The sequence below is a fragment of the Streptomyces sp. NPDC041814 genome, from assembly GCF_055590565.1.
The window spans coordinates 578,610-604,313 of record NZ_JBVJAM010000002.1 but is presented as its reverse complement, the minus strand read 5'-3'; the positions used below and the strand labels follow the sequence as shown (position 1 = coordinate 604,313).

Below are 25,704 nucleotides of genomic sequence, written 5' to 3'. Positions count from 1 at the left end.
GGGCCGTTGGCCGAGACAGCGGATCAGGGCCTACGCAGGTGTCACGGGCCGCGTATCGGCAGCTGATTCCGTCGGGCGCCTCGTCCTGCCCGCACCCTTGAGCCATGTGAGCGAGAAGAGGCCGGCACCGGCCATCACGACGGCCGCGCCGACGGCCGCGATGCTCATCCCGTGCGTGAAGGCGCTTCGCGCGGCGCCGAGTACGGCATCCGCGGTGCTGTCCGGCAGCCGGGCCGCGGCGGCCGTGGCGCCACCCAGCGTCTCGCGCACAGCCTGGGCCTGCGGTACTCCGGAGGGCAGCGCGCCGGCCATGTCGCGGCTGTAGACCGCCGCCCCGATGGATCCGAGGATCGCCATGCCCAACGCTCCGCCCAGCTCCTGGCCCGACTCCAGCACGGCCGCGGCTGATCCCGCGCGTTCCGGCGGGGCCGCGCCGAGGGCGAGTTCGTTGGCGAGGGTCATGGCAGCGACCAGGCCACCCGCGTACACCGACGCACCGGCGAGGGTGAACGAGAGTGCCGAGTCGGTCTGCACCTGGGCCATCCAGAGAAATCCGCAGGCGGAGAGGAGGAAGCCGCCGCCCATGACGTACGCGCGGTCCATGCGCTGCGCGAGCGCGGCTCCGGCCGGGGCCATGACGGCTACTCCGGCGGCCGGAACCAGGCTCCACAGCGCGGCGCTGAACGGGCTCAGGCCGAGGACGGACTGCAGGTACTGCGTGAGGAAGACGGCCATTCCGACCGTGGCGAACATCGCGAGGAGATTGGCCACCACGGGGCCGCCGAAGGTACGCCTGCCGAGCAGGCCGAGGTCGATCATGGGATGCGGAAGGTGCTTCTGCCTGCGGACGAAGACGAAGCAGAGCACAAGCCCCGCACCGATGGCGAGGGCGGGCAGCGGCTGGTACCCGTGCCTGGCCCATTCCTTGATTCCGTAGGTGACCAGGAGCACCGCACCGAGTGACAGCAACGCGCTCAGCACGTCGAAACGCTCGCGCTGCGCCGACTTGAACTCAGGCACCAGGAACGGCACCAGCACGAACAACAGCAGCATCGCGGGGAGGTTGATGAGGAAGACCGAGCCCCACCAGAAGTGTTCCAGCAGCAGGCCGCTGACCACGGGCCCCAGCGAGATGCCCGTTGTCATGACGGCGGTCCACAGGGTGACGGCCTTGCCGCGCTGCTTGTCGTCGTGGAAGAGATTGCGAATCAGGGCGAGAGTCGACGGGATCAAGGCTGCGCCGCCGAGGCCCAGCAGCGCGCGTACGGCGATGAGGAGTTCAGCCGTGTGCGCGTACGCGGCGGCGACCGAGGCCGCTCCGAAGACGGCCGCTCCTGCGAGCACCAGCGCGCGTCGGCCGATGCGGTCGCCGAGCGCGCCCATCGTGATGAGCAGCCCGGCGAGCACGAAGCCGTACATGTCGAGGATCCACAACTGCTGCGTGGCGCTCGGTCTCAGGTCCTGGCTGATGTAGGGAATCGCGAAGTAGAGGACCGAGACGTCCATCGATACGAGCGCCAGGGGCAGCATGAGGACGCCGAGCGCGGTCCATTCCTTGCGTCCCGCGCGGGGGCCGGGTGTGTTCTCCATGTCCGGCAGGGAACCGAGAACCCGGCGTACACCGCAAGCACGTACCTAGTGCACCCCGTACTTCACGGCCTCGATCGGCGTGAATGCCCGGTGAGTGCACTAGTACACTACGGTCATGGTCGAGGAAGCGCCCTATCTGCGTATCGCCGGCGACATCCGTCGGCGTATCGCCTCGGGCGAGCTCGCCCCCGGCGCGCGCGTCCCCTCCACACGGGGCATCACCCAGGAGTGGGGCGTCGCCATGGCGACCGCGACGAAGGCGCTCGCCACGCTGAAACAGGAGGGTCTGGTACGGGCCGTACCGGGCGTCGGCACCGTGGTGGCCGAGTCGGGACGAGAACGGCCCTCGACTCCCCACCGCGGACTCGACCGGGACCGCATCGTCCGCGCCGCGATCGCCCTCGTCGACGTCGAAGGGCTCGCCGCACTCTCCATGCGGCGGGTCGCGACCGATTTCGGCGTGTCCACCATGGCCCTCTACCGCCACGTCCCGAGCAAGGGTGAACTTGTACGGCTGATGTCGGAGTCCGTGTTCAACGGAGAACCACCCGGGCCGCGACCGCCCGGCTGGCGAGCGCAACTGGAAAGGGAGATGCGGTGGGTGTGGGGCCTGTACCGGCGTCACCCCTGGTTGGCGCGTTCCATGTCGGCTCTCACCCGGCCGATGGCCTCGCCCCACGCGATGCGCTACACGGAGCGGGTCCTCACCGCCCTGAAGGGCGCCGGCCTGACGCCGACCCAGGTCATCCACGTCCACCTCGCTCTTCTCGGATACGCCCAGGGCGTCGCTGCGGCCGTCGAGCTGGAGTCGCAGGCGTGGCAGGAGACAGGCATGACACCCGAGGAGTGGATGGCCTCCAACGAAGCACGCATGGAGATGATCCAGACCTCGGGGTCGTATCCGACCCTCTCCACTCTCTTCGGCCAGGAGGAGTTCGACCTCGAACTCGATGCGCTCTTCGCATTCGGACTCGCACGGATGCTCGACGGAGTCGCATCGCTCATCGGGCAGTCCAGAGGCTAGCTCCGGGTCGTGTCCGGAATTCTCGCTCGGCCGCCCGGTTGCGGGACACCCGTGCGAGGATCGCGACGTGAACGCTCTACGTTTCCGTCTCGCGGACCACACCGACCTCGACTCTGTCGTGCGTCTACGCGATGACGCTGCCCGCTGGATGCTTGCCCGAGGGGTCACCGGCCAGTGGCGGCCCGGTGAGCTCGGCGTGGACCACTTCCGCCGCATCATGGAGAACGGGGAGGTCTGGCTCGCGGAGACGCCCGATCATGTGGTCGGGGCCTGGGAGCTGTGGTGGGAGGACGAGGATGCCTGGGGGCCGCAGCCGTCAACGGCCGGCTATGTCCACCGGCTGATGGTGAACCACGGCGATGTCCCGCCCGGGACGGGACGGCAGCTTCTGCGCGTCGCGGAGCGCCGAGTGGCCGAGGCCGGCCGGCCGTTGGTACGTCTGGACTGCCTGGCCGACAACGCAGCCCTGAACGCGTACTACCTCAGCGCCGGCTATCAGGTTGTCGGCCGTAAGGCGGGCAAGCCGCAACCGGGCAGTGCGCCCAAGTCGTTCACGCTCTTCGAAAAGTCCGTACGGGGCGGAGGGAAGTAAGGAGGCCGTCGAGGAAGTGGTGTGGTCCTCGACGGCCTCCGCGTCAAGGGCGTCGGGGGTACTCGGGGTGATCGGCGTAAGGCGACGCGAGGTCGAGCAGGTCATCGCACGGCCAGGTCTCGCCGTCGTACTGGCAGTCGTCGCGGTCGTCCCACGGGAGTTCGGGGTCTGCCAACGAGAACTCACGGGCTTCCATCCCGCGATCGCGCTGCACGTAAATTGACGCGCCAGGCCCGGTCATCCGATGTGCCGGCGAGGAGCACCGGCACGGCGCAGTCACGATCCGCCATCCCGGCCACCGGCTGAATGCCCGCCGGGCGGCGGCCCGCGGACACGCTCACCGTGCCACCTGCATACGGGCTTCGGGCCCGGGTGAGAGAGTGGCGCTGAGGGTTGCCCACGCCGGCTCGGCAAGGTGATGAAGGGACGTACGAAGTGACGGCACCGCTCCGGCATACGCAAGGCGCGAGGGGCGGGCGATGAAGTCGGTGCGCATTCTCGACGTAGGGCTTTTCGACGAGACGGTGGCGGCGATCGCGTTGTTCGCGGGCCCTGAGCACCGGTTGGTCTACCAGAACAACGCGTGTGCCAGGCTGCTCGGCGCCCGGCGCATCGGACTGCCGGCGAGGGAGGCCTTCCCCGAAGCGGATGCGCGGGAGTTCCTGACCGTGTTGGACGAGGTGGCCTCCACCGGGCAGCCGCGTCAGCGCCCCGAAACGCGTGAGCCCGATCCCGGCTCCCCGGAACAGGCCCGGTACTTCGTGTACTCCTGCACGCCCGTCACCACGGCCCAAGGCCCCGGAGCGATGGTCGTCGCGCTGGACACCACGGCCGAGGCCATGGCACTTGAGCGGTACGAGGCCGTAGTCACGGCCATCTCGCAGATGGTTTGGGTGCTGCGTGCCGACGGATCCGCGCACGAGCTCGTCCCCGGCTGGCAGAAGCTGACCGGAAGCCCATGGCACGGTGGCTTCGACGAGCAGTGGGACGCGTACGTCCATCCCCGTGACAGGGACCGGCTTCGGCAGGACTGGCGAACCGCCCTCGCTCAGGAGCCCCCACAGGTGTTCGAGACCACATTTCGAGTACGGGCGGCCGACGGCGCATACCGTCATATGTCGACCCGATGCGTGCCCATCCTGCGCAACGGCCACGCCGAGGAATGGATCGCGGCGGCCGACGACATCGAGGACGCGTGGAGTGCCACGCTGCGCGAACACGTTCTCGCGCGGATCGCGCAGGTGTCCGGTGGAAGCCTGGACGAGGCCTTCGCCGCAGTGGCGGAGGCAGTCGTCCCGGAGCTCGCCGACGCCTGCGTGATCATGCTGCTGGACCACGAGGAGTGGCCCCTGCCCGAACACGCACCGGTCACGGCCAGACGCGCTGCCTCCTCGACCAGTCACGGCCTGCCGCCACGACCTCCGATGCGGAACCAGGCGGTCGTCATCAGCGAAACGGTCCGGGACATGCTGTCGAGACGCACGCCCTGTACCTTCCGGCTGTCGGCGGGCGAAGGAGTGCCCTCGGGCGTCCTCCCGGCGGCAACCGAGCAATGGCTCAGGAGCGCGGACGCCACCAGTGTGACCGTGTACCCGTTGGTGGCCGAGGACATCGTCCTCGGCTACGCGGTCACCAGCGCCAACGGGAGCGCGCCCGCCCCCGGCCCCACCGACACCGAACTACTGCAGAAAATCTTTCACTTCGCGGAACGGCCCATCCGCAAGGCCATTGATCTGCAGCAAGCACGCCGCACCGCTCTGCGCCTGCAGAACGCTCATCTCACCAGTCCACCGGCCGTGCCCGGAGCCGGACTGGCCGCCTGCTACGAGCCGGCCAGTTCCGCGAACGAGATCGGCGGCGACTGGTACGACGCCGTCGTCCACGCCGACGGCACCCTCGTTCTCGACATCGGCGATGTCGCCGGACACGACCTCACCGCAGCCACCGCCATGAGTCAGCTGCGCAGCATGCTCCGAGGCCTCGCCTGGAACAACGGTCCGGAATGCGCACCCTCCGCCATCCTGGCCATGCTCGAGAGCGCCGCCGAAGGGCTGGACGTCGCCTCCTTCACCACTGCCATCCACACCTGTCTACGGCGTCGCCCCGACGGCTCCTGGCACATGACCTGGTCCAACGCCGGACATCCCCCGCCCCTGCTCATTCCCGCCGAGGCAGGGCCCCACTTCCTCACCGGCACCGACGTGGACCCCCCTCTGTGCGCCGCCCCGGGCCTCCCCCGTACCACCCACACCCACACCATCGCCCCCGGAGAAACCCTCCTGCTCTACACCGACGGCCTCATCGAGACGCCTGCCGCATCCCTCAGCGACGGCCAGCACAGGCTCCTGACCGCGGCTGCCCGCCTCCGCGACGAGCCTCTGCCGGAACTCCTCCATGCCCTGCAGCACAACCTCTCGGACAACCGCGACGACATCGCCCTGATCGCCTTCCGATCCGATCCGCCCAGATAAAGGGCCGAAAGCAATGTCCCTGCCGCTCCCTGAGGTCCGCAAGCAGGCCCGTGCGCCCGGCCCGAGTTTCGCGAAGTGAGGGCCCGCGCGGGCACGGGGCACTGCCCCCGGTCTTCCCGGCGCGGCCTTTCTTCTCACGTTGCCGGGCCCGAGCCTTGACGGCGAGGGCCGTCCGGTGGCGGCCGGAAATATGGGTGACGTGATGCACGCGAGGCTGCCGCAGCAGAGTCAGCTCCCCGAACGGGTAGCGGGGGTGGGCAGACGCCCCTCCGGCCCTGTTCCCCGGCTGGCCGCCCTGCAGCGCGGCATCGGCAACGCGGCGGTCACTCGTGCGTTGACCGGTGCCCCCGTACAGCGCTATGCCGAGCCGGACGTGGAGCGGGACATCGCGGACACCGTGGCGTACGACCGGATTTCGGACAGCGGGAGGATCGCGGTCTCCGGCCGCCAGGAGGCCTTCGCGGAGGCCGGCTTGATCGAATCGGCGAACGCGGCGCTGGCAGCGTCGGCGCGGGTCCGCATCCGCCTCGAAGCGGGCCGCGAGGTGGTGGTCGGCGGCCGGGTACTGCACCGGGTGCTGCCTGTCTTCGCGTCGAGGGAGGCGGCCGAGGCCGCACAGGGCAGCAGCGAGCACGAGCCCCTCGCGGGTGAGAGCGCGGCGGACAGGGCGGCGAAGCTCGACTCCTACCGGCGGAACGTGGTTCAGCCGCCCGCCGCACTCGGACTGCTCCTCCAGGACGTCGCCAGGCTGGCGGGCGGGGGCCGCCCCAGCGACGGGAGCGTCAACGGCGTGCACCAACGGCTGCTCGCACTGGCGATGGAGAACAAGGGAGCAACGTGGGCCGCCGAGCACGTCCCGCTGAACCCCCTGCTCGACCCGGTCGACTACCTGAAGACGGCGGGGCGGCTCATCGGCGTGATCGTCATGGGGTACGCCGACTCCCGGGAGCCGGAGCGTGTGATGCAGGACCTCCTCATCACGATGCCCAACGACTGCCAGGCCGCCGCGCAGAGGCTGCTCGGTACCAGGACGGGCGAGCTCCAGCAGGCACCGGCCGAACCGGCGGTCGGCCAGAACCACTACGTGAACCTGAGCGACGCGCCCGGCCGGTGGAACAACCATTTCGGGGCGGTGATCATGCGGGACGGCGACGACACCCTCACCTTCGAAGCGGCGGCGGACAGCACCAGCCGTATCAACGAAGGGAAGTCCCTCGGATACTTCGCGCTGTACGGGAAGCACGGCACCTCGCAGTCGTTCGACGCGGACCTGCGCCGGCAGAACACCGCGGGGAACGCCTGAAGAGCCCAGCACGTCGTGGCTGTCCGCACGCGCACCCGGCCCGGCACCGGCACTGACGAAGAGAGCCCTGTCGGGGGGGGGGGGGCCCGCGGGGCCCCCCCCCCCCCCGGGGGGGGGGGGGGGCCCGGGGGGCCCCCCCCCCCCCGACAGGGCCCGTCGGACACACGGCGGGCACCGGCACCCGGCGGAAGCCGGTGCCCGCCGTGCTCATGGGCTCAGCCGAAGTCCACGTCGCTGCACCACATGTAGGCTTGGTCGGTGTGCGAGGCCTGCCAGATCGTGAACACGATGTGGCGTCCGGTGTAGCCGCTGGTGCTGACGTCGAACGTGTAGTTCGTCGACGGGCCGAAGCGGCCGGTCTGCGTGATGAAGTCGAGGTTGCCCCAGCCCAGGCTCTGGGTCTCGGGGTTGAAGCCCTGCTTGCTCACGTAGACCTTGAAGTAGTCGGCACCGTGCGACGCCTGGTCGGCCACGTGGACCGAGAAGTTGCTGCCGACGCTGGTCGCCTTCCACTGCCCCGGCTTGTCCAGGCTGGCGTTCCTGGAGAGGTTGTTGCTGCAGAGCGTGCCGTCGGGGGTCCGCGCCTCGAACTGGCCGCCCAGGCCGTCGCGGAGCGCGCTCATCCAGTTCCACATGGTGTCGCTGTTGGCCTGGAAGGCCTGCCAGCACATGGGGTCCTCGGTTTGCATGGCCGGGTTCATATGGTCGGCGCCCCACTTCTGCCAGCACTGGTACGCGCGGGAAGGGGGGCCGACGACGGAGCCGTGTGCCTGGGCGGGTGCCGACCAGGCCAGTGCGGCGACCACCACGGTGAACAGCGAGGCGAGCACCGCGAGAGGCCGACGGAGAACGGACCGGGAACGCCCGGTTAATGGGCTTGGTTTACGCATGGGGGGAACTCCTTGTAGTCACGGAGGGCCATGGGAGCGCTCCCAACGGTACGACTCGCGGAGGAAATGTCAATGAAACAAACAAAGTTGATTACAGGAGGGGCGGGAGGCCGGCCCGCCAGGCACCCGCCCGCGACAGCGAGCCGGCCACGGTTCGGGCTCCGCCGCGGGGGCGGGGCCCGAACCGGTCGTTCGCCTGCCAGGGGTCAGCCGCTGACCGTGATGTTCGAGCTCCCGCTGCTCTGGTAGCCCTCGGTGGCCATGATCATGTAGTACTTGAACTGCCCCATGTTCATGCCCGCGCGCGCCCAGGCGTCGAAGTGGTTGCCGGTGGTGATGGTGCCGGAGCCGCTGGTCACCTTCGACTGCCGGACACTCCAGTACTGGTCGAAGGTGCGGGTGCCCTCGACGGAGGGCGCGTTGTACCGCGTGGTCTTGTAGATGTCGTACGTGCCACCGTCGCTGGAGACGGTGCCCCTGTACTCACCGGTGGGCCGGTAGCTGCCCCAGTTGTCGACGATGTAGTACTCCACCAGCGGGTTCGACGTCCAGCCGTAGAGACAGCCGTAGCCGTTGCCCGAGGGGTTGAAGTAGCCGTTGTAGCGGACCGTCCTGCGTCCGCCCGTGTTCCAGCCCTTGCCGGCGACGAAGTTGCCGCAGTTGCTCCACTGGGTGCTGTAGCTGCCGCCGCCGTTGAGGGTCATGGAGACGGAGCCGCCACCGTCGGTCCAGAACGAGTAGTACATGCCGTCGGTACCGGTCCGGCTGGTGGTGATGGTGGTGGCGGCATGGGCGGTGCCGGGCAGCAGCAGCCCGGAGGCGGTAGCGACCGCGACCGCGCCGGCGCCGCCGAGGAAGCCGCGTCGGCTCATACCGGCGAAGGGTGTGGGGTTCTGCTCGGTCCGGACCTGCTGCGAGCCGTCCTGCTGCATGAGATCTCCCGATGAAGGCTGGTGGGGGGGGCGGGCAGCTTCTGCTGCCCGTGCCTTGCACGAACCACGGCTGGGCCGCCCGGTCGTCACAACCGCAACGACCGACCCTCTTTCCGGCCGTACGGTGCCCCGCCGGCCGACGGCCTCCCGTCGTCCGATGGGCCACAGTTTTGATAGAACGTCATGCCCCTGTCAACGCTTTCGGCAATCTTTCGGAAACACTTCCCGCGCGGCAGAAGAGCTCCATGTGGAGAGCTTCGCAGTTCAGGCAGCTACTCGCGCATGCCACCAGAGGGAGGGGGATGAGGCGGGAACGTAAATCCTCGAACCCGCAAGCCCGGCGACCGAAACTTTCGAGAGGTGCAGGCGACTGCACCTGCCTCTCAGGGAACGTCCGCGCGCACGAACCGTTCCGCTTGAGCCGCCGCAAACGACGCGGCGAGGATCGCCACCTCCATGTCGGGGATGTCCAGCTCTTCGCCGGACCGGAGCGCGGGCGGCGAGCGGTCCGGCGACGCGGTCCGGTGACGCGGTCCGGCCCCTGGGGGCGCCAGGGGCGGCCCGGTCGGGGGAAGCGGTCGGACTCGGCGGCGAAGCGGCGCGGGCGGCGCGCAGTGCTTCCCCGACCCCGCGACCGGCGTCGCGTACAGCTGCACCCGCCGCCGCTTCCCGCCCGGCGCTGGCGGCGGAGCCCCGGAGGGCCACCGCCTGATCGCCGCGGTCAGCGAGGCAACGGCGCGGCCGCGCGGCGGTGCCGCCGAACGCGCGCCACCGGCCTGCTGCGGGCCGGGCATCCGGGGAGTCGGGTCGCCCCCGGCTGAGCCGGAGCGCCTGGCTCGGGGTGTTACGGCTCGCGGTTCATCAGGCTGAGGACGGAACGGACGAGGGTGGCAAGCATGCCGTCGCTGACGGGCTTCTTCTCGAACCGGAACTCGACGGTGCTGCGGCCGTCGTCGCGCTTGAACCGGAAGGCGACGTGCAGGCGGAGGAAGGCAAGGACTCCGGCGAGCACGGTCAGGTCGGCGACGAGGTCGTCGCCGCCCATCTGGTCGTCCTCCGGCGGGTCGGCGAGCACTTCCTCGACCAGCTTCCGCGCGCCCTCCTCCCGGGCGAGCGCGGCCAGTACGCGGCGCGCGGCGGCCGGGGGATCGTCCGCCCGGAGCGGGGGCTCGCCGGCGCCTGCCTGCGCGAACAGTTCCTTCAGGACATCGTGCGCCTGGAACGCGTGCGTCAGGCCGGTCGGGTACGTGCGGCCCAGCTCGTGTGCCGCCTCCTCCAGTGCGAGCAGGGCGGTCCGGTCCGGCAGAGTGTCCGCCGGTCCCGCGTGGATCTCGCTGGTCATGTCAGCTCCAGTCTCCGAGCGGGACGAACGCCGCCCAGTGGTACGGGTGAGACAGGTAGAGGTGGTCCGTGTCGGCGAGCATGCGCCGTTGCGCGTCCCACAGTGCGCGCCACAGCGGTCGGCCGTCCATCACTCCGCCGATCACCTCGTCGAGCAGGCCTGCGGAACTTGTGCGGTCGACCTGCCAGATCGGGGCGAGGACCGTGCGGGTCCCTCCGCGCAGCAGAGCGCGGGGAAGGCCGGTGAAGTCCTCGCCCGGGTGGTCCGGTTCGTGCCAGCCGACCGAGCATGCACGCAGCACGACGCGCGACGGGGTGCGCGAGCCGGTCAGGTCGTGTGCCCGCAGGAAGCTCCGACGCGCCCGTTGCGAAGAAGGGTCGGTGTGGCGGCTGGGGCGGTCGGTTCCGTCGGAGAGCCGCAGGGCGGAGTTCTCCGGATCGGTGTGGTCCTGGTACCCGTGGCAGGCGATGTAGGCCAGATCGGCCTGTCCGATGCCTTTGAGCACTTCCTCCGGGGTGGCTTCCGTCCCGGCGAGAGAGGACAGCCTCCAGCCGGGGGCGGGGCGGACCGTGTGGGCCTCGAATCCGCCGCCGCGGCCCCGCAGGTCCTCCTCCGCCGCGACCCGTACGCACAACAGAGCCTTGGAGCCGGGGGGTTCAGCGGCGCGCAGAACGGCCAGAGCCGAGATACTCGGGGTGTACACGAGGGCCGTCTGCTCGATGCAGTACCGGCCGTCCGGCAGGCGCAGCGCGCCGAGCGGCAGTACGGACAGGGGCCCGTGCGGCGCCACGCACAGGAGCTCGCGGCCGGCCAGCAGCTCGTGGAACGGCAGCAGCTGTTCGGCCGGGCCGTCCAGCGGCAGCGGGACCGGCCGCCGCGGCTTGATCGGGGGGACCGGAGGGAACGCGGTGCGGTCGCCGTCGACAACGAGGCGGATCTGCTCAGCCGCTTCATGTAGTTCCGCGCGTCCTGTCGGGATGCGATACCACCAGAGCCTGTCCTCGCCGGAAGCCAACGCGAAGCAGAAGGTCTCCCGCTCCCCGGTGAAATAGGAGGCCAGCACCATGCCTCCCTCCGGAGCCGCGTCGGCCAGCAGCCGCAGCGCCCGCGTGGAGTCGACCGGTTGTGCGCTGCGCAGCCGCACGTACTCCGGCGCGGTGTTCCAGAGCTCGTCGTACACGGGCGCGAGTTCCCATGCGCAACTTCGCCAGGTCCATGCCTTGTCCGGTCGCTGACCACCCGCCACCAGCCGTTGGCTGGAAAGGAGCCGTTGCTCGGCCTCCCACACGTGTCGCGGTACGCCCACGGGTTCGGCCAGCGGCATACGTGACAGGTCCTCGGCCATCCCGCGCGCCTTCGCCTCCTCGTGCAGGTCGAAGGCCAGCAGTCCCGGCAGGCGGTCGTCGGGCAACGGGAGGTCCTCGCAGTACTCGTACAACAAGGACAGCAACGCCTCGTACAGGGGGAGGAGGGATCCGGCCGCCTGGTCCGCGTCCTGCAGCACCGGATGCAGTTCCCGCGCGCGCACCCGCAGGTCACGGTGGTGCCACAGCACCTCGAAGGCCCGTCGGTGGCCGCCCGGCAGCCACAACAGCATCCGGGCCAGTCCCAGGGGCAGATCCGGGTCCGGGACCCGGCCGTAAGCGTCGTAGGAGGCCAAGACCTCCTCCATCAGCCGCGTCGCCACCAGTGGTCCGTGCACCTCGGCGATCGCCTCGCACACCGGAACCGTCAGGGTCTGCAAGGTGCCCTGCGGCTCCTTCTCCAGCGCGCGGCGCACCCCCTCCACCAGCCGGTCCGCCAAGTGCCTGCGCCGCTCCGGGTCCCTCTCGACGCGGCACAGCCGTTGCAGCGCCAGCAGGCGCGTGTCCGGCAGGATCGCCGTACCTGAAGGGAGGGAACGGAGCATACTGTCGCGCAGCTTGGCCAGGACGAAAGAGACAGGCTCCTCGGGCTCGTCAAACGGCAACAACTGCGAGAACAGCATGCGCTCGCGCATCCGCTCGGGAAGCCGCGCCGGTTGCTGCGCGTACTCGGGGTCCGCGGATACGTACAGGGCATAGCGGTAGCACTCCGCCGCGCCTTCCTCGTGCCCCTCGGACAGGTCCAGATCGCCCATGGTGACGAGGAGTTCGCCGGCGCAAGGGTATGTCGAGGCCGCCGTTTCGAAGATGCCGCGCAGCAGCTGCGTCTCCAGCGACAGCAGGCTGCGGGGCAGGCGTGGATCGGTGCCGGAGAACAGCAGCCCGGACAGCATGCAGCGCAGCGGCAGCGCTTGTATCTGCCTCATCCCCTGCCGCTCGGCGCGTTCCAGTTCATTGCTGAGCAGTTCGAACGCCTCCCACTGCCGGCCGGTACGCGTCAGACAGGAGACCAGGCCGTAGGTCACCGACGTACGGGGCGAGGTCTTCAGGGACACCTCGGGCAGCTTCAGCAGTTCACGGTAGGCATCGGCCGCCGCTCCCAACGCACCGACGGCCTCGGCCAACTGGGCCCGGAGACTGAGAAGGTCCCGCCGCGAGGGCATGAACGCGCCCTCCGAGTCGTTCTCCGGGCGCGCGGCGAAGGCCTCCGCGCGCTCCAGCGCGGGTACGGCCTCCCAGTAGCGGTGGAGGGCGGCGAGAGTGCCCGCGAGCTGGGCGCTCACCGCCGCGACTTCCATGGAGATGACGCCGGGCTCCGAGGCCATGGCCGCGAGCGCCTGCTCCAGCACCTCGGCCCGGCCCGGCAGGTTGTCCATCGCGCGGTACACCGAAGCCAGTTGCAGGTAGGTGTTCACCAGCGAACCCGCGTCGCCCACCACGTGCTGCAACGAGAGGGCACGTGCCGCGTGGTAGAGCGCCCTGTGGTTCCGGCCCCGCTTCAGCAGGTGGCATGCCCAGTCGGCGCGGGCTGTCACCCTGCTCGGACCGTGCTCGGCGAGCAGCCCCAGTGCGGCGATGGCATGGGCGTTGCCGGTGCGGTCGGCGCCCCAGTCCGCCAACAGCCGCACCGCGCACCTCACCGGCTCCTCCGGGAGCAGCGAGCGGTTGCCCTCCAGCACCCGGTAGGCGCCCAGTACCCCCTCGGCCGCGCAGGCGCGGCGCAGCAGTTCGGGGAAGCCGTCTCCGCCGGTGTCCTCCCCCTGTTCGGTGGTGTCCGTGGCGGACGCCAGCGCCTCCCAGCGATCGGCGAGGAACTCCGCCATGTCCGCCTCCGAGACATGGCCATAGCCACGGACCATCTCTGCATGCTGCCGGAGGTAGTCCACCGCGGCCCCGTGCCGGCCCTGCGGGATCTGTCCGAACAGGTCGAGCACTTCCCCGTACGTGGGGACGGAGAGGCTGCGAAGCGCGAGTTGCAGCGGCCGTAGCTGCCGGTCCTCATTCGTCATCCGGCTCCACCCTTCCCTCCGAGACGTGCCAGGACCTCGCGGTACGGTTCCGGGTGTTCGGAGGCGCGGGCGCGCAGCCGGAGCTGCTCCCACGGCTCGCGGAGGCTCCGCTGCCCGCGCTCGGCCTCTGTCGCCAGCAGCAGCGCCTCAAGGGATGCCTCCCGCTCGTTCATGCGCCGTTCCAGGAGGGTCGGCCGGTGCAGACGCGTCAGCACATCCGAGTGCGGTGCGGTCCGTCGCAGGAGCGCCAGGACCTCGTCACGTTCCTGCGCGGGACCTGCCGCTATGCGGATCCGCGCCATTTGCTCCAGCGTCGCGCCTGCCGGCGGAAGCGAGTCCTCTTCCAGCAGCGCCGCCGCCCGGTCGAACGGTTCGAGCGCGTCCCGCGCCTCACCGAGGGAGATCAGCGCCGCGGTGTGCAGCAACAGCCGCTCCGTTCCCAGCGGTTCGTCGCCGAGCCGCTCGCGGATCTCCGCGTCCAGGGCGATGCGCAGGTCGAGGAAGCGCAGCTCGTCGACGTGTTGGAGGTGCTGCCGCTGTATCGCGACCAAACGGTTGTGGGCTTCCGCGGCCCTCGACGAGTCGTTCGGGTAGGGGCAGGTGTGCGGACCGATGTTTTCGAATCCTTGCACCACGTGAGCCAACAGCCACATCGCCAGGTCGAGCCGCTCCGTCGCCGCGTAGGCTGTGGCCGCGTCCACCCAGGCCCCTCGCCGTCCGGGATCCGCGCCGAGAGCCTCAAGCAGGAAGGTGGCCGCCCCGAACACCTGGCCGGCGCGCAGCAGCGCGACCCCGAGGAGATGCTCGTACATGGGGCCGCGCGTCGCGGCCTCGAAGAAGGGATCCAGCGCGCGCATGCGGTCCTGCAATGACGCTTGCGGCACCGGCAGTCGTGCGACCCACTGCCGCGGGAGTTCCTCCGCGTCGAAGGGAGTCTCCCACCTCGGCGCCGTCGACGCCTCGCGCATGCCCGCCACCCCCGTCCGGCACACCTCGGCCTCCATCATCGGCCGCTTTCCTGTGCGGGGGCAAGGCCGCCGCCGGCCGGAGCGGCATGCCCCTGCCGTCTTCGTCGGGGCGGCGGCACGGTGCTGACAGGCAGTCAGTCAGACTCGGCGCGGTACGGTTCCGCCCTGCCGGAGGTAGAGGTCGCGCAGCAGGGAAATCTCGGCGCCGTGATGGATCAGCTCCCTGTTGACGTGCAGGACCCTGTTTTCCATGGGATACGGCTCGGGACCCATCGCGGGCGGATTGTCCAGGTCGGCGTCCGAGAGTTCGCGGACCCCCGCGTTCCATCTCCCGTACATCTCATCGAGCTGTTTCACCGCCTCGTCAGCGGTCCCCGCGTAGGCGAACGCCTCGGCGTCGAAGTCCTGGCCGTCGAAGTACCATCCCACCCGGTATCCCAGGCACGAGACGATGACGTGCGCCAGCCGCCAGGCAATCGTGGTCACCGGGGCCGGAACCGGGGCAGGGGACTCGGAGTCCATCGTCCACTCCCCCGCGCCTTCCGGTACCGGTGCGGCCGACGTGCCACGTGGGCGGACGTTCCAGCAGCCGCGCACCGGCTCCCAGAAGTACTCGTCGTCGGTGAGTCCGTTCAGCCGGGGCCGCAGGTTCTGGCTCCAGTACCAGTCCAACTGGTCCGCAAGTCGCTCGCTTCTCGTCACTTGAGCACCCTACGAGCTCCGCCGCGTGCGACCGCAGGCACGTCCTGACTCTGCGGGGCAAGGGCGGCCGGCGCTTGGTCCGGCTTCAACGACCAGCCGGGCATGCCACCCCATGCGACCGACACCCGCAGGTACTCGACCAGGGTGATGCCGGATCGTCCGGACACGCCGTGGAGCACCGGGTCGGCCACGTACTGGGTCATGTCGATCTCGTGGGTGGCACCGCTGATGTTGGCCGTGTGCGACTCGTCCGGCGCGAAGTCGAAGAAGAACCCGTCCTCGCCGGCCTCGGGGTCGTCCTCAACAGCGTCCTGGTACTCGTCCCAGGACTCCCGCAGGTGCTGCGCTGCGGGAAGGACCAACGGGCAGGGGAGTCCGGGGCGGCGCTGTACTGGCTGTCTCCGTAATAGCACTCGTTCAGTGCCGGGCAGTCCCCGGCGAACCACGCGCCGCCGACCTGGCGCAAGCAGGCATCGAGGGCTGGAGGCCTTGGCCCGGTCTCGGCCCGAAGGAGATCGAGATCCCGCAAGTCCCCACCCGTGACCGCCCTCGCGGTCCGCTCGTTGCCCATCCGTACCGGCCGCCGGAGCAGCGAAGGCCGACGAACGTAGACAGGACAGCGAAGCTGATGCGCGTGGACAGGACAGCCTGCCCCGGACAACCGCCCGTGCCGCCCGGCGAGGGGGCACTCACCCGCTCCCGGGCCCTGCAGTTCTGGCTGGACCCGGCCAATCTCGCGGCCCCCCTCGACGGGGCGGGCCCGGTCGTCCGGACCAGGACAGGCCCGGCGACCGCCTTCCAGGTCAACGACCCATCACTCCTGCGCAAGGTCGGCAGTGATGAGGAGACCTTCCGGTTCTGGGGGCCGCACCCGAGCCTGCGGGACTTCAACGGGCACGGGGTGGTCGGCCTGGAGGGTGCCGCCCACCGGGAGCGGCGCGCCGTGATGAGGCCCGCGTTCGCCGCCTCCCGGGTCACCGCTCTCGGGCCCCGCGCCCAAACCAGTACCCAGCGGCTCCTCGCTGACCTGCCCGCGGACCGACCGCTCGACATGCGGGTCGAGATGAGCCGACTCGCCTGCGGGCTCCTCGTCAGCTGTGTCCTCAACAGCGAACTGGCTCCCGAAACCCTTTCCAGGGTCGCGGCCGCCCGCCCCACCCTGTCCGGCGGAATCTTCTGGCGCTACGCCCTCTCACCCTGGCCCTGGGTGCCCGTGCCCCGGCGCCGCTCCAGCCGCCGTGCGCTGGCCGAACTGGACGAGGCCGTCCGCCAGGTGCGTGCCGGCCACCGGCCCGACCCGGACGGCCAGGACCTGGTGTCCTTGCTCGAAGCCGCGGCTCCCGAGGATCCGCACGTGGTGCAGCGCGACGTTCGCGCCCTGCTGATGGCCGGTATGGAGACCAGCGCCTCCACCCTGGCCTGGGCCTGCTACGAACTGGGCCGCCACCCGCACTATCAGCAAGCGCTCCGGGACGAGGCCGACGCCGCGCCCGATCCGAGCCGCCTCCAAGCACACCAGCTCCCGCTGGCGACCGCCTTCCTCCACGAAGTCACCCGCCTCCACGGCATCCCGTTCCTGGTCCGCCGCACCCGCCACCGGACCTGCCAGGGTGGTGTCCAGATCCCGGCCGGAGCCGTGGTCACCCTGCCTCTTGGAGCCCTGCGCCGCGACAGGAAGCGCTACCCCGAACCGGAGGTGTTCGATCCGCAGCGCTGGCTCCCCCACGCCGAGCCGCCACCGGCCCCCGCCGCGCTGCTCGCCTACGGCTTGGGGCCCCGGTACTGCCCGGGCGCGGCCGCAGCCGATGCCATGCTGCCCGTGGTCGTGGCCACCCTGGCGGGCTCGCGCACGCTGCGCCCGGCGCGGCCTGGCCGGAAGATCGGCGTGAGCCTGGAACTCACACCCACCCCCAAGGGCCTGACCATGTACGCCCCACCGTGCGAACCTCGCGCCGCCGGCACCGGCCCGGCTCCCGGCACGAACGTCGCGCCCCGTTCAGGGGTGGCATCCCCTGAGGGTGGACACCCGTGACCCGTACGTCCCGGTGCCCGGCCGCCTGTGTTCCGAGGGCCAGGAACCAGCCGCCGGGCAGACCCTAAAGCCTGTCGTTGAGCCAGTCGCCCGGAATCCGCACACGCACGCGGTCGAGGTCTTCGGGTGTGCGGCCACGGGCCAGGATGGTCATGCCGTCGTCGCGCAGAAGGACGTCCTGGCCCAGGAACCACCGAGTCGCGTCCTCTTTCTCGCCGATGGGGCAGGCAGGGAACGGCAGCTGGACGCAGGCTTCTTCGAGCAGCCGGCCGCTGTCGGCATCGGGGTCGAGGAAGTCGCACGACTCGACGTCGGCCTGCACGGCCTCGGACAGGACGATCTCGACGAAGCAGAGGGAAAGCCGCTCCAGCCAGCCCTCCCACCGCTCGGCGGTCTTGTCGGCCAGGTCGAGCCGGATGAACACCGCAGGATCGTCTTCCCGGAGTTCTTCGACGAGGAGCCCCCAGGATGCGGCCCCCTGGTTCTCGTGCCGGAAGACCAGGGCCTCTCCGGCGCCATCGACATACAGGTCCGCCGGGCCCAGCAACTCGTCATGGTTGCTGGTGAGGTCCCGGCGGCGCCCGAACAGCAGATACGCCTCTCGCAGCGCCGCCGGCAGCCGGACGCCCAGCCTTTCCTCCGCCGCGTCGAGATCCGCCTCCGTCCACCCGTCGCCGGTCTGAAGGGCTTCGCCCCAGTGGGCGGCGAAGCCCTGGACGAAGCTCCACGCACCGCTGCGGTCGGCGACGCCTCCGGCGAGAGAGGCAGCAAAATCGAACTCTTGTCTCATGCCCGGAGGATATCCGTCGGCGCGACCCTGTTTTCCGGTCACCGCTACACACCGGAAAGTCAGCGACTGTCCGGTCTGCTTGATCGCTGTCTGCCCGCGGCAGCCTCGTAATCCGGTTGTGCGGCCGGCAGGACACCCCCGAGGATTCGCCCATGACCACAACCGTTGTTTCCGTGCTGCCGCTGTCCTCCTCCGCTGATGCGGGGCGGGGCCAGCAGCAGTCCGGCTGTCCGCGGAGGCCGATTCCGCACCGCGCGTGACCGCGGCTCTGGTCGCTGGGCTCCTGGCCGGCTATGGCATCGCCATGCCCGTGGGAGCGGTCGCGACGTATCTCGTTGCCCTCACCGCGCGGACATCGCTACGAGTCGGTGCGTGTGCCGCTCTGGGTGTCGCGACTGCCGACGGACTGTACGCGCTCATTTCGGTGGTCGGAGGCTCAGCGCTCGCGCCCGCGATCCAGCCGGTCGCGCTCCCTCTGCGTCGGGCCTCTGCCGTGGTGCTCGTTGTGCTCGCATGCCGGAGTGCCATGACGGCCATCGCCCAGTACCGCAGGCGGGAGGTGACGGGGAAAACCGGCCGGGGGGCGATGAGTCCGGTGCGGGCGTATGCGGAGCTGCTCGGCATCACGATGATGAACCCGATCACCGTGCTCTACTTCGCGGCGCTGGTACTCGCCAGTCAGGGCACCACTGCTCCGGGCCGCTGGGGCGAGGCCGTGTTCGTCCTGGCAGCCTTCCTGGCCTCCGCGAGTTGGCAGCTGCTGCTCGCCGCCGGCGGAGCCCTGCTCGGCCGCGTACTGACGGGTGCACGCGGACGTTTGTTCACCTCCCTCGTATCCGGCGCCGTGATCGTTGGACTTGCCACCCACCTCCTCGTCGCCCAGTCGTGAGCACCGGAGGTGAGTGCCCATCAGTCGACGCCCGGGCGTGGGCGCGTGCCCCCTCTACATCGTCGGAACATTGATGTACGGTCCACTCGCATGCGCACCCGACGAGTTCTCGCGTGGACCTCGGCCGTGACGGCCGCATTCGCAGTCGTGGCAGCGATGGGCCCCGCGGCGGCCGCACCGGCCGGCCGCGTGGCCGCGCCCCCGACGGCCCGTTGCCCTCAGCTCTCCCACGATCTTCCCTGGTACGGCGACAACCGAGCCCAGTTGCAGCGCGTGATCGACGAACGCGGCACCTGCCACGGCAGAAGTGGACCGCGTCCGGTCGCGGCCTTCGACTGGGACAACACCATCACCAAGAACGACGTCACCGATGCCACGATCAGCTGGTCCCTGCGCCACGACAAGATCCTTCGCCCCGCCAGCTGGAAGGACACCAGCACATGGCTGACCAGCACGGCGAACAAGGCCCTCACCGAGGCATGCGGAACCGAGGTGGAGGTGGGGGAGCCCCTGCCCACCTCCACCAACGCCCGCTGCGCCGACGAGATCCTCGAAATCCGTGAGCACGGCACGACGATGAGCGGCGATGCCGCCTTCGCGGGAACGTGGAACCACAGGCGTACCGTGCCGCAGTACGCGTGGGTGCCGCAGTTGTTCGCCGGACACACCGTCCCCCAACTCCGTGCGTACGCCGACGCCGCACGCACCGAGGCCCTTGCCGCGCCCATCGGTGCGACCCGCACCGTGGGCACCCACGTCCTTCCCGCCTATGTCCGCTACTACGAACAGCAACGCGACCTCGTCCGCACGCTCCAGAGGGCCGGGTTCGACGTCTGGATCGTCTCGGCCGGTTCCGAGCCGGTCACCGAGGTGTGGTCCCGCGGCATCGGAATCGACCGCGCGCACACCGTGGCGATCCGGTCCGTCCTCGACGGCAAGGGGCGCATCACGACCCGCAACGAAGGCTGCGGCGGCGTCGGCGTCACCGAGGGCGAGGTCATCCCCTACATCGACGGCAAGCGCTGCTGGATCAACCAGGAGATCTACGGGATCAAGGGCCGGGCCGCCTGGAACCAGCAGGCTCCCCACCGGCGCATCGCGCTGGGCGGCGGCGACGCCGACACCGACGTGACGTTCGTCGGCGATGCGACAGGCGCGCACCTGGTGCTCAACCGCAACAAGAACGAGGTGATGTGCCGCGCCTACGACAACGCCGACGGCCGCTGGGTCGTGAATCCCATGTTCATCGAACCGCTGCCCCGCAAGGCCACGGCCTACCCCTGCGCGACCGCCGCCTACACCGAACCCGACGGCACCCAGAGCCCCGTACGGCGTGGCGACGGCAGTGTCGTACCGGACCAGCAGGACACGGTGTACTGACGCGGTCCGGTGGGCGGGTTCTCACACGTTCCGCTGTGGGGCGAAGGGCCCGTACAGGGCTGCCCACTGCAGGAGCATGATGGTCTTGCCGTCGGTGATGCGTCCGTCGTGGGCCATGGCGAGGGCTTCGGCAAAGGGAAGTTCGAGGACTTCGATGTCCTCGCCTTCCTCCGCGACTCCTCCGCCCTTGCCGGTCCGGTCGGCCGGGGCGTAGGGAGCGGCGAAGAAGTGGAGGCGCTCGGTGACGGAGCCCGGGCTCATGTAGGCGTCGAAGACGCGGGTGAGAGGCCCCAGGGTGACGCCGAGTTCTTCGGCGCTCTCTCGGCGGATCGCGGTGCTGGGGTCCTCCGCGTCGAGCAGTCCGGCCGCCGCCTCGATGAGCATGCCGTCGGGATGGCCGTTCACATAGGCGGGGTAGCGGAACTGACGGGTGAGCAGGACACGGCCGCGGCCTGTGTCGTAGGGCAGGACGACGGCGCCGTCGCCGCGGTCGTAGGTCTCGCGCTGCTGGGTCTCCCACCGGCCGTCGCGGCGCCGGTAGTCGAAGGTGGTGCGGCGCAGGACGTGCCAGCCCCGGGAGGTGAGCTCGACGTCGCGTACCCGGACGCCGGGATTGCGGTCCAGTCCGCGCCCGGCCCGGTCGAGGCCGGTGCGGCCGCGATGGTCGGGGATGTCGATGCCGGGGCGGCTCTTCACGCGGCCTCCTCCGAGGTGCGGCGCGGGATCTCGGCCACGTCGTAGTAGACGGGCAGGCCGCGGCGGCGGGCGGTGGCGACGTCCTGGTCGGCGCCGGCGGATTCGCCCGGCAGGCGCAGCACGGCGTCGCAATGGGCGAGCAGGCGGTCGGCGGTCGGGTAGAGCACCTGATCGGCGAGCGGGTCCGTCGGGCCGGCGCCGGCCGAGTGCAGCACGGGCAGGGCGATCCATTCCCCGATCACGGGGAGGTGGCCGGCCGCGAAGATCGGCCAGGCGGCGGCTTCGAGGCGGGCGAGATTGGCGGCCATGGCCTGCGGGGCGCCGTCGGTGCCGGAACGGTAGGGACCGGCGATCAGGATGAGCTTGGGCTTGTCGTTCATGGCCGCTACGATACATGCAGAAACGTGCAAGAACAGGAGAGAATGCGGATGCTGGCTGCTGAACGACGTGATCACCTGCTCGGCCTGCTCGCCCGCGAGGGCAAGATCGTCGCCAAGGACGTCGCCGCCGGACTCGGCATTTCCGAGGACAGCGTGCGGCGTGACCTTCGCGATCTCGCCGCCGAGGGACTGTGCCAACGGGTGTACGGGGGTGCGCTCCCCGCTTCTCCCGCGGTGGTGGACTACGACGCGCGGCGTGCGGTGGCACCGGACGGCAAACGGAGGGTCGCCGCGGCGGCGGCCGCGCTGGTCCGGCCCGGCGGCTCGCTGATCCTCGACGGCGGCACCACCGCCCTCGCCGTGGCGCAGGCGCTTCCGAAGGACCTCACCTGCACGGTGATCACCCACAGCCCGACGATCGCCACGCAACTGATCGACCACCCGCGGGCAGAGCTGTTCCTCCTCGGAGGGCGCGTCTTCAAGCACTCCGCGGTCGCCTGCGGTGCCGCCGCGGTCGAGGCCGCGCAGAACGTCTCCGCCGACCTGTGCCTGCTCGGCGTCACCGGCGTCCACCCCGAGGCCGGACTGACCACGGGGGACGCCGAGGAGGCAGCGATGAAGCGCGCCCTGGCCGCACGGGCCGCGGAGACCTACATCCTCGCGTCCTACGAGAAGATCGGCACCGCCTCGCCGTACCGCGTCCTGCCGTGGGAGAAGATCACCGGCCTGATCACCGACGCGGATCCTCAGGACACGGCCATCGAGCGACTCAGGACACTCGGCGTGGAGGTTCTTCTCGCCTAGGGCGTGTCACGAAGCCAATTCGGCCGGAAGCCGGTTGAGTCGGCGCCCTTGATCGGCGAGGGTCTGTGCATGGAGTTCTTCTGCTACCACCGTGATCGGCCCGGTTCCCTCGCGTTGCGCGAGAAGCTGCTGGAGGAGCACTGGTCCTACATGGACCGGTACGGGCAGGAGCTGATCGCTCGCGGCCCGACCTTCGCCGACGACGGTGAGACACCGACCGGCAGCGTCCACATCGTCGACCTGCCCGATCCCGCCGCGGCCCGCGCGTTCGCCTTCGACGAGCCCAACTACCAAGCCGGCGCGTACCGTGACGTGATGCTGCGCCGGTGGCGCAACGTGCTGGGGCGCACCATGTGGGACTTCCCCGGTGGCCGTGCCGGTGGCAACCGGTATCTGGTGCTCGGCCTCGGCGAGGGCCCGGCCGCCGACCTCGACCTTCCGGTCGAACGCGACGACCTGGTCGCGTACGGGCCGCTGCTTTCCGACGACGGCGACACCTGGCTGGGTACGGCCGTGCTTCTGAGGGCCCCGGATCCGGACGCGGCGCGAGCCGTCCTGGCCGCGGACCGGTACGCGAGTATCGAGGTTCACGACTGGGAGTTCGGCGGGCGTCGATGAGTTGCTAACTTGGCCGCATGCATTCCCAGCCACCGCCCTCGCTCGCATCCGGCTCGCCCTCCCCGCACAAGTCCCGCGCCAGGAACATGGTGCTCTGCCTCGTCGCGGGGCTCGTTCTCGGCGTCGCGGGGACGGGCGCCGTTTGGGCGCTGCGCCCCGACTCCACCGGTGCGGTCGGGACCCCGGCGGCAGACGCACGTGCCGCCTGCGCGGCGCTCAAGGGGTTCGACCCTGCGAAGTACACGGAGGAGGGCTCGGCCGGCGAGGTCGCCATCAACCGTTACGCGGCCGCCGGGGCCCTCTCCGCGTCGGCGGCAGCGGGCGACGCGACGTACAAGGAGCTCGCGCGGACCATACGCCGCTCCCAGGATCGCCACGCCCGGGTCTTCGACTTCGACGCGACGGTGAAGAAGGACCTGGAACATGCTCGCGGAATATGCCGCGACCTTTAGGACTCGGCCGACCACATGATCGATGAAGACGACTTCCGGGTCGGGGACGTGCTGTCGGTGGCGTGCCCCTTCACACCCACCCGCGTCGAGCGGGGTCTCAGGTGGGGTGAGGTGTCGGTGCACTGGCCATGGTGGGAAATCGACACGGACAACGAGTTCGCGCGCTGGAACGGGATCGTCGCCCTCGCTGTGAGCACCGACGGGAGCGTCTCGCCCGAGGTCGAGCTCTTCCGGACGGAGCCCCCGCCCGACCGGCTGAAGGCGGGCGACGTCTGCCGGGTCGGCGTTCCCCCCACCGTGGTGCACGTGACGGACGTCGCCCGCCACGATCCCCCGGTGGAGACGGCCTGGCTGCCCCGTCCCACCCGGTCCGTGACCGTGCTGCCCCGGGGGCAGTCCTATCGCGAGTTCCCGGACGGGAGCCATCTTGACGGCTCGGGGTACACCATCCACCCCGGCGACGGGATCCCCTTCGCCTTCGAGCTCCTGATGCGCCCGTACGCGTCCCTCCACATCGGCGACGAGGTCGCCGATGCCGTCGGCCGGGCATGGCAGTTCAACGGACCCTGGGACTGGACAGCCTTCGACGGGGAACCGGCCGGAACGGGCCCCGCATGGCCGCTCGACCTGCTCACCCGAGCGGGGACGCCGCGCTCCCCCGAGGACGCCGAGGCGGTGGCGTCCAGCACGGCAGAGGGATCCCACCAGGAAACGCTCCGCGGCTGGATGGCGCTCACCGGTGCCTCGCCGACACCTTGACGCGGGAAGACGCCGTCATCGGACGTGTCACGCGGAGCGCGCCGACCGGCGTCAGTGAAAGATCTTCCCGCCGTACTCCTGCTGTTGGCCCGGCCTGATTACTCTCCGGGCTCCCGGTCCGGCCCAGGAGAGGTACGTCATGAGCACCCCGGTCCACCGCACCCCGACTCGGCAGTCGGTCCTGCCCCGAGCCCCGCAGCACCCGGAGCGGGGCCGGACCGGGGTTCCGTCCCTCGGCTCGCCGAACCGCCCGCTCCTCGCGATCCAGGCCAGCCTCGGCAACCGGGCGGCGGTCGCGGTGGTGCAGCGCGCCAACGAGACCGCTCGGGAGGGGGGACCGGAGAACGCCGGCCCGCCCCCGGCCCCCAAGAGCTACCGCGACCGGATCGCCGCCGTCCTAGACAAGGTCAAGAAGAACCTCGAACTCATCGACACGTTCGTCAAGGGCGTCCATGTTCCCGCCAACGCGGGCTTCGCCCAGCAGGCATCGGTGACGGCGAGCGAGAGCCTCAAGCACTCCACCGGCGCATCCGGCGCCGCCGCCGCGTCCGAGAACCTCGTCACCGAGACCGCCGGCGCCGCGCTCAGTGGCATGGAGGCGGTCAAAGCCAGGAGGGACGCCACCAAGCACAAGGAGGGGGCCGCCTTCCACACGGCGGACAAGAAGGCCAACTCCAAGACGGCCGACGCGGTCATCGGTGCCGCCGGAGCGGGGAACTACGTGCTCGGCATCGCCAAGGAACTGACGAAGGCGCAGATGGCGGCGCACGCCGCGACGGTATCCGAGGCAGGCGGTATCGGCTCCGGCGTGGTCGGAGCGGTGAAGGGCGCACGCGCGGCAACGCGTGTCGGGCTGACCGCTCGCAAGTACCGGGCCCTGAAAGGGCTGGAGAGGCACGACCGCACCGACGAGGACGCCATGGCCCGCCTCGACCGCGCGCGGCAGGAGGCCGAACAGGCCGCCGATGACGCGTACGTCGCCCTGGACGGCCACTGGGACCACGAGGGCGTGGACCGGATCGCGCGCGTCTCCGAGGCCATCGATGCCGCCTGGGCGGCGACGGGCGCCGCCCGTGACGCGGCTGCCGACATCCGGCGCGCCGAGGACGCGAACACCATGAACACCGTGCACACGTACGCGCTGGGCAAGCAGCGCAACAAGATGGGCAAGCAGGCGTTCACCGCTGTGGGCGAGTCCGCCAAGGCCGCGGGGGGCATCGTGACGGCGGTGGCCGCCACCGCGGGAGGTGCCGGACTGGCGAGCAATCCCGTCGGCTGGGGCCTCGCCGCCGGGGCCGCCGGCCTCATCCTCGGTGTCACCGCGTACAAGGCGGGCCGGGCGGGCATGAAGCGTTACGAGGGGGCCCGCCACCCGGAGCGCTGGGCGTCGGACGAGGACCACGCCGAACCCGCTTCCCGCCCCGATGCGCTGAAGGAGGCCCTGAAGTTCTGGAAGAAGGTCGAGAACGGTGAGCGCCAGGCCATGGCACGCAAGATCTACGGTCTGGCGGCGGGAACGGGAATCGACGGAAGCGGCGACACGTCGTCCGCCATGCGGGACTCGGCCAGAGCCCTTCTCGTCGCTCTCAAAGCCGGCCCCGCCCACCACGGCCTGACACCGGACGAGTGGGCGCAGTCCCTCGACGACCCTGCCAGGAGCGCCGCGTGGGTCAAGGAAATCGCGGAGCAGCTGTCATCGGCCTGACCCCCGCGCATG

The 25,704-nt window shown here is 70.4% G+C and carries 23 protein-coding genes; 12 read left to right on the top strand and 11 right to left on the bottom strand.

The annotated features are described in order from the left end of the window. Positions 1-30: 30 nt before the first annotated feature. Positions 31-1,590 (bottom strand): MFS transporter, encoded by a 1,560-nt coding sequence (locus tag ACZ6C6_RS08085; protein ID WP_469200292.1) that lies wholly within the window; start codon positions 1,588-1,590, stop codon positions 31-33. 115 nt (positions 1,591-1,705) lie between these two features. On the opposite strand from ACZ6C6_RS08085, the gene ACZ6C6_RS08080 reads away from it, so the two are divergent. The 4 genes from ACZ6C6_RS08080 (at position 1,706) to ACZ6C6_RS08065 (ending at position 6,980) form a co-directional block, all read left to right on the top strand. Next, complete coding sequence (locus tag ACZ6C6_RS08080; RefSeq protein ID WP_469200290.1) at positions 1,706-2,614, top strand: TetR/AcrR family transcriptional regulator C-terminal domain-containing protein; 909 nt, start codon at positions 1,706-1,708, stop codon at positions 2,612-2,614. A 67-nt stretch (positions 2,615-2,681) separates the two neighbouring features. Then, complete coding sequence (locus ACZ6C6_RS08075) at positions 2,682-3,206, top strand: GNAT family N-acetyltransferase (RefSeq protein WP_469200288.1); 525 nt, start codon at positions 2,682-2,684, stop codon at positions 3,204-3,206. A 479-nt stretch (positions 3,207-3,685) separates the two neighbouring features. Continuing rightward, entirely contained in the window at positions 3,686-5,677 is a 1,992-nt protein-coding gene (locus tag ACZ6C6_RS08070) for a SpoIIE family protein phosphatase (protein ID WP_469200286.1), read from the top strand. Positions 5,678-5,876: 199 nt separating this feature from the next. Further along, the gene (locus tag ACZ6C6_RS08065) at positions 5,877-6,980 is read left to right on the top strand and encodes a hypothetical protein (RefSeq protein ID WP_469200284.1); all 1,104 of its coding nucleotides are present in this window, start codon (positions 5,877-5,879) and stop codon (positions 6,978-6,980) included. A gap of 215 nt (positions 6,981-7,195) precedes the next feature. Here the strand turns inward: ACZ6C6_RS08065 and ACZ6C6_RS08060 are convergent, their stop codons facing one another. From ACZ6C6_RS08060 to ACZ6C6_RS08030, 7 genes are all read right to left on the bottom strand, one after another. Then, the gene (locus tag ACZ6C6_RS08060; protein WP_469200283.1) at positions 7,196-7,870 is read right to left on the bottom strand and encodes a lytic polysaccharide monooxygenase auxiliary activity family 9 protein; all 675 of its coding nucleotides are present in this window, start codon (positions 7,868-7,870) and stop codon (positions 7,196-7,198) included. Between the two features lie 206 nt (positions 7,871-8,076). Continuing rightward, positions 8,077-8,802 carry a glycoside hydrolase family 11 protein gene (locus ACZ6C6_RS08055; RefSeq protein WP_469200281.1) on the bottom strand — a complete coding sequence of 242 codons (726 nt, stop codon included), beginning with the start codon at positions 8,800-8,802 and terminating at the stop codon, positions 8,077-8,079. A gap of 844 nt (positions 8,803-9,646) precedes the next feature. Further along, a complete protein-coding gene (locus ACZ6C6_RS08050; protein WP_469200279.1) occupies positions 9,647-10,144 on the bottom strand; it encodes a hypothetical protein in 498 nt (165 codons plus the stop codon). Between the two features lies 1 nt (position 10,145). Beyond that, the gene (locus ACZ6C6_RS08045) at positions 10,146-13,517 is read right to left on the bottom strand and encodes a CHAT domain-containing protein (protein WP_469200277.1); all 3,372 of its coding nucleotides are present in this window, start codon (positions 13,515-13,517) and stop codon (positions 10,146-10,148) included. After that, positions 13,514-14,524 (bottom strand): hypothetical protein, encoded by a 1,011-nt coding sequence (locus ACZ6C6_RS08040; protein ID WP_469200275.1) that lies wholly within the window; start codon positions 14,522-14,524, stop codon positions 13,514-13,516. Before ACZ6C6_RS08040 ends, ACZ6C6_RS08045 begins: the two co-directional genes overlap by 4 nt. 99 nt (positions 14,525-14,623) lie before the next feature. Further along, on the bottom strand, positions 14,624-15,187 hold the full coding sequence (locus tag ACZ6C6_RS08035; RefSeq protein ID WP_469200273.1) for a DinB family protein: 564 nt from the start codon (positions 15,185-15,187) through the stop codon (positions 14,624-14,626). Continuing rightward, the gene (locus tag ACZ6C6_RS08030; protein ID WP_469200271.1) at positions 15,184-15,549 is read right to left on the bottom strand and encodes a hypothetical protein; all 366 of its coding nucleotides are present in this window, start codon (positions 15,547-15,549) and stop codon (positions 15,184-15,186) included. Before ACZ6C6_RS08030 ends, ACZ6C6_RS08035 begins: the two co-directional genes overlap by 4 nt. A gap of 266 nt (positions 15,550-15,815) precedes the next feature. Here ACZ6C6_RS08030 and ACZ6C6_RS08025 point away from each other — a divergent pair, with 266 nt between their 5' ends. Continuing rightward, positions 15,816-17,219 carry a cytochrome P450 gene (locus ACZ6C6_RS08025; RefSeq protein WP_469200269.1) on the top strand — a complete coding sequence of 468 codons (1,404 nt, stop codon included), beginning with the start codon at positions 15,816-15,818 and terminating at the stop codon, positions 17,217-17,219. Positions 17,220-17,283: 64 nt separating this feature from the next. Here ACZ6C6_RS08025 and ACZ6C6_RS08020 read toward each other — a convergent pair whose 3' ends face one another. Continuing rightward, positions 17,284-18,009, bottom strand: a complete 726-nt coding sequence (locus tag ACZ6C6_RS08020) for an SMI1/KNR4 family protein (protein ID WP_469200267.1) — start codon at positions 18,007-18,009, stop codon at positions 17,284-17,286. 256 nt (positions 18,010-18,265) lie between these two features. Between ACZ6C6_RS08020 and ACZ6C6_RS08015 the strand changes: the two genes are divergently transcribed. Next, positions 18,266-18,898, top strand: coding sequence for a LysE family transporter (locus tag ACZ6C6_RS08015; protein ID WP_469200265.1), 633 nt, complete (start codon positions 18,266-18,268; stop codon positions 18,896-18,898). A 90-nt stretch (positions 18,899-18,988) separates the two neighbouring features. Further along, positions 18,989-20,278 carry an HAD family hydrolase gene (locus ACZ6C6_RS08010; protein WP_469200263.1) on the top strand — a complete coding sequence of 430 codons (1,290 nt, stop codon included), beginning with the start codon at positions 18,989-18,991 and terminating at the stop codon, positions 20,276-20,278. A gap of 21 nt (positions 20,279-20,299) precedes the next feature. On the opposite strand, the gene ACZ6C6_RS08005 is transcribed toward ACZ6C6_RS08010, so the two are convergent. Together ACZ6C6_RS08005 and ACZ6C6_RS08000 are read right to left on the bottom strand one after the other, a co-directional pair. Then, positions 20,300-20,974 carry an NUDIX domain-containing protein gene (locus ACZ6C6_RS08005; RefSeq protein ID WP_469200261.1) on the bottom strand — a complete coding sequence of 225 codons (675 nt, stop codon included), beginning with the start codon at positions 20,972-20,974 and terminating at the stop codon, positions 20,300-20,302. Beyond that, positions 20,971-21,354: a DUF4406 domain-containing protein gene (locus ACZ6C6_RS08000; RefSeq protein WP_469200259.1), complete on the bottom strand. Its 384-nt coding sequence runs from the start codon at positions 21,352-21,354 to the stop codon at positions 20,971-20,973. Before ACZ6C6_RS08000 ends, ACZ6C6_RS08005 begins: the two co-directional genes overlap by 4 nt. Positions 21,355-21,402: 48 nt before the next feature. Here ACZ6C6_RS08000 and ACZ6C6_RS07995 point away from each other — a divergent pair, with 48 nt between their 5' ends. The 5 genes from ACZ6C6_RS07995 (at position 21,403) to ACZ6C6_RS07975 (ending at position 25,692) form a co-directional block, all read left to right on the top strand. Beyond that, the gene (locus tag ACZ6C6_RS07995) at positions 21,403-22,158 is read left to right on the top strand and encodes a DeoR/GlpR family DNA-binding transcription regulator (RefSeq protein WP_469200257.1); all 756 of its coding nucleotides are present in this window, start codon (positions 21,403-21,405) and stop codon (positions 22,156-22,158) included. A 69-nt stretch (positions 22,159-22,227) separates the two neighbouring features. Further along, positions 22,228-22,776, top strand: a complete 549-nt coding sequence (locus tag ACZ6C6_RS07990; RefSeq protein WP_469200256.1) for a YciI family protein — start codon at positions 22,228-22,230, stop codon at positions 22,774-22,776. Positions 22,777-22,793: 17 nt separating this feature from the next. Beyond that, positions 22,794-23,228 (top strand): hypothetical protein, encoded by a 435-nt coding sequence (locus ACZ6C6_RS07985; protein ID WP_469200254.1) that lies wholly within the window; start codon positions 22,794-22,796, stop codon positions 23,226-23,228. 15 nt (positions 23,229-23,243) lie between these two features. Beyond that, positions 23,244-23,987 (top strand): hypothetical protein, encoded by a 744-nt coding sequence (locus tag ACZ6C6_RS07980; RefSeq protein ID WP_469200252.1) that lies wholly within the window; start codon positions 23,244-23,246, stop codon positions 23,985-23,987. A gap of 139 nt (positions 23,988-24,126) precedes the next feature. Beyond that, positions 24,127-25,692: a hypothetical protein gene (locus ACZ6C6_RS07975; protein ID WP_469200250.1), complete on the top strand. Its 1,566-nt coding sequence runs from the start codon at positions 24,127-24,129 to the stop codon at positions 25,690-25,692. Positions 25,693-25,704: the final 12 nt, after the last annotated feature.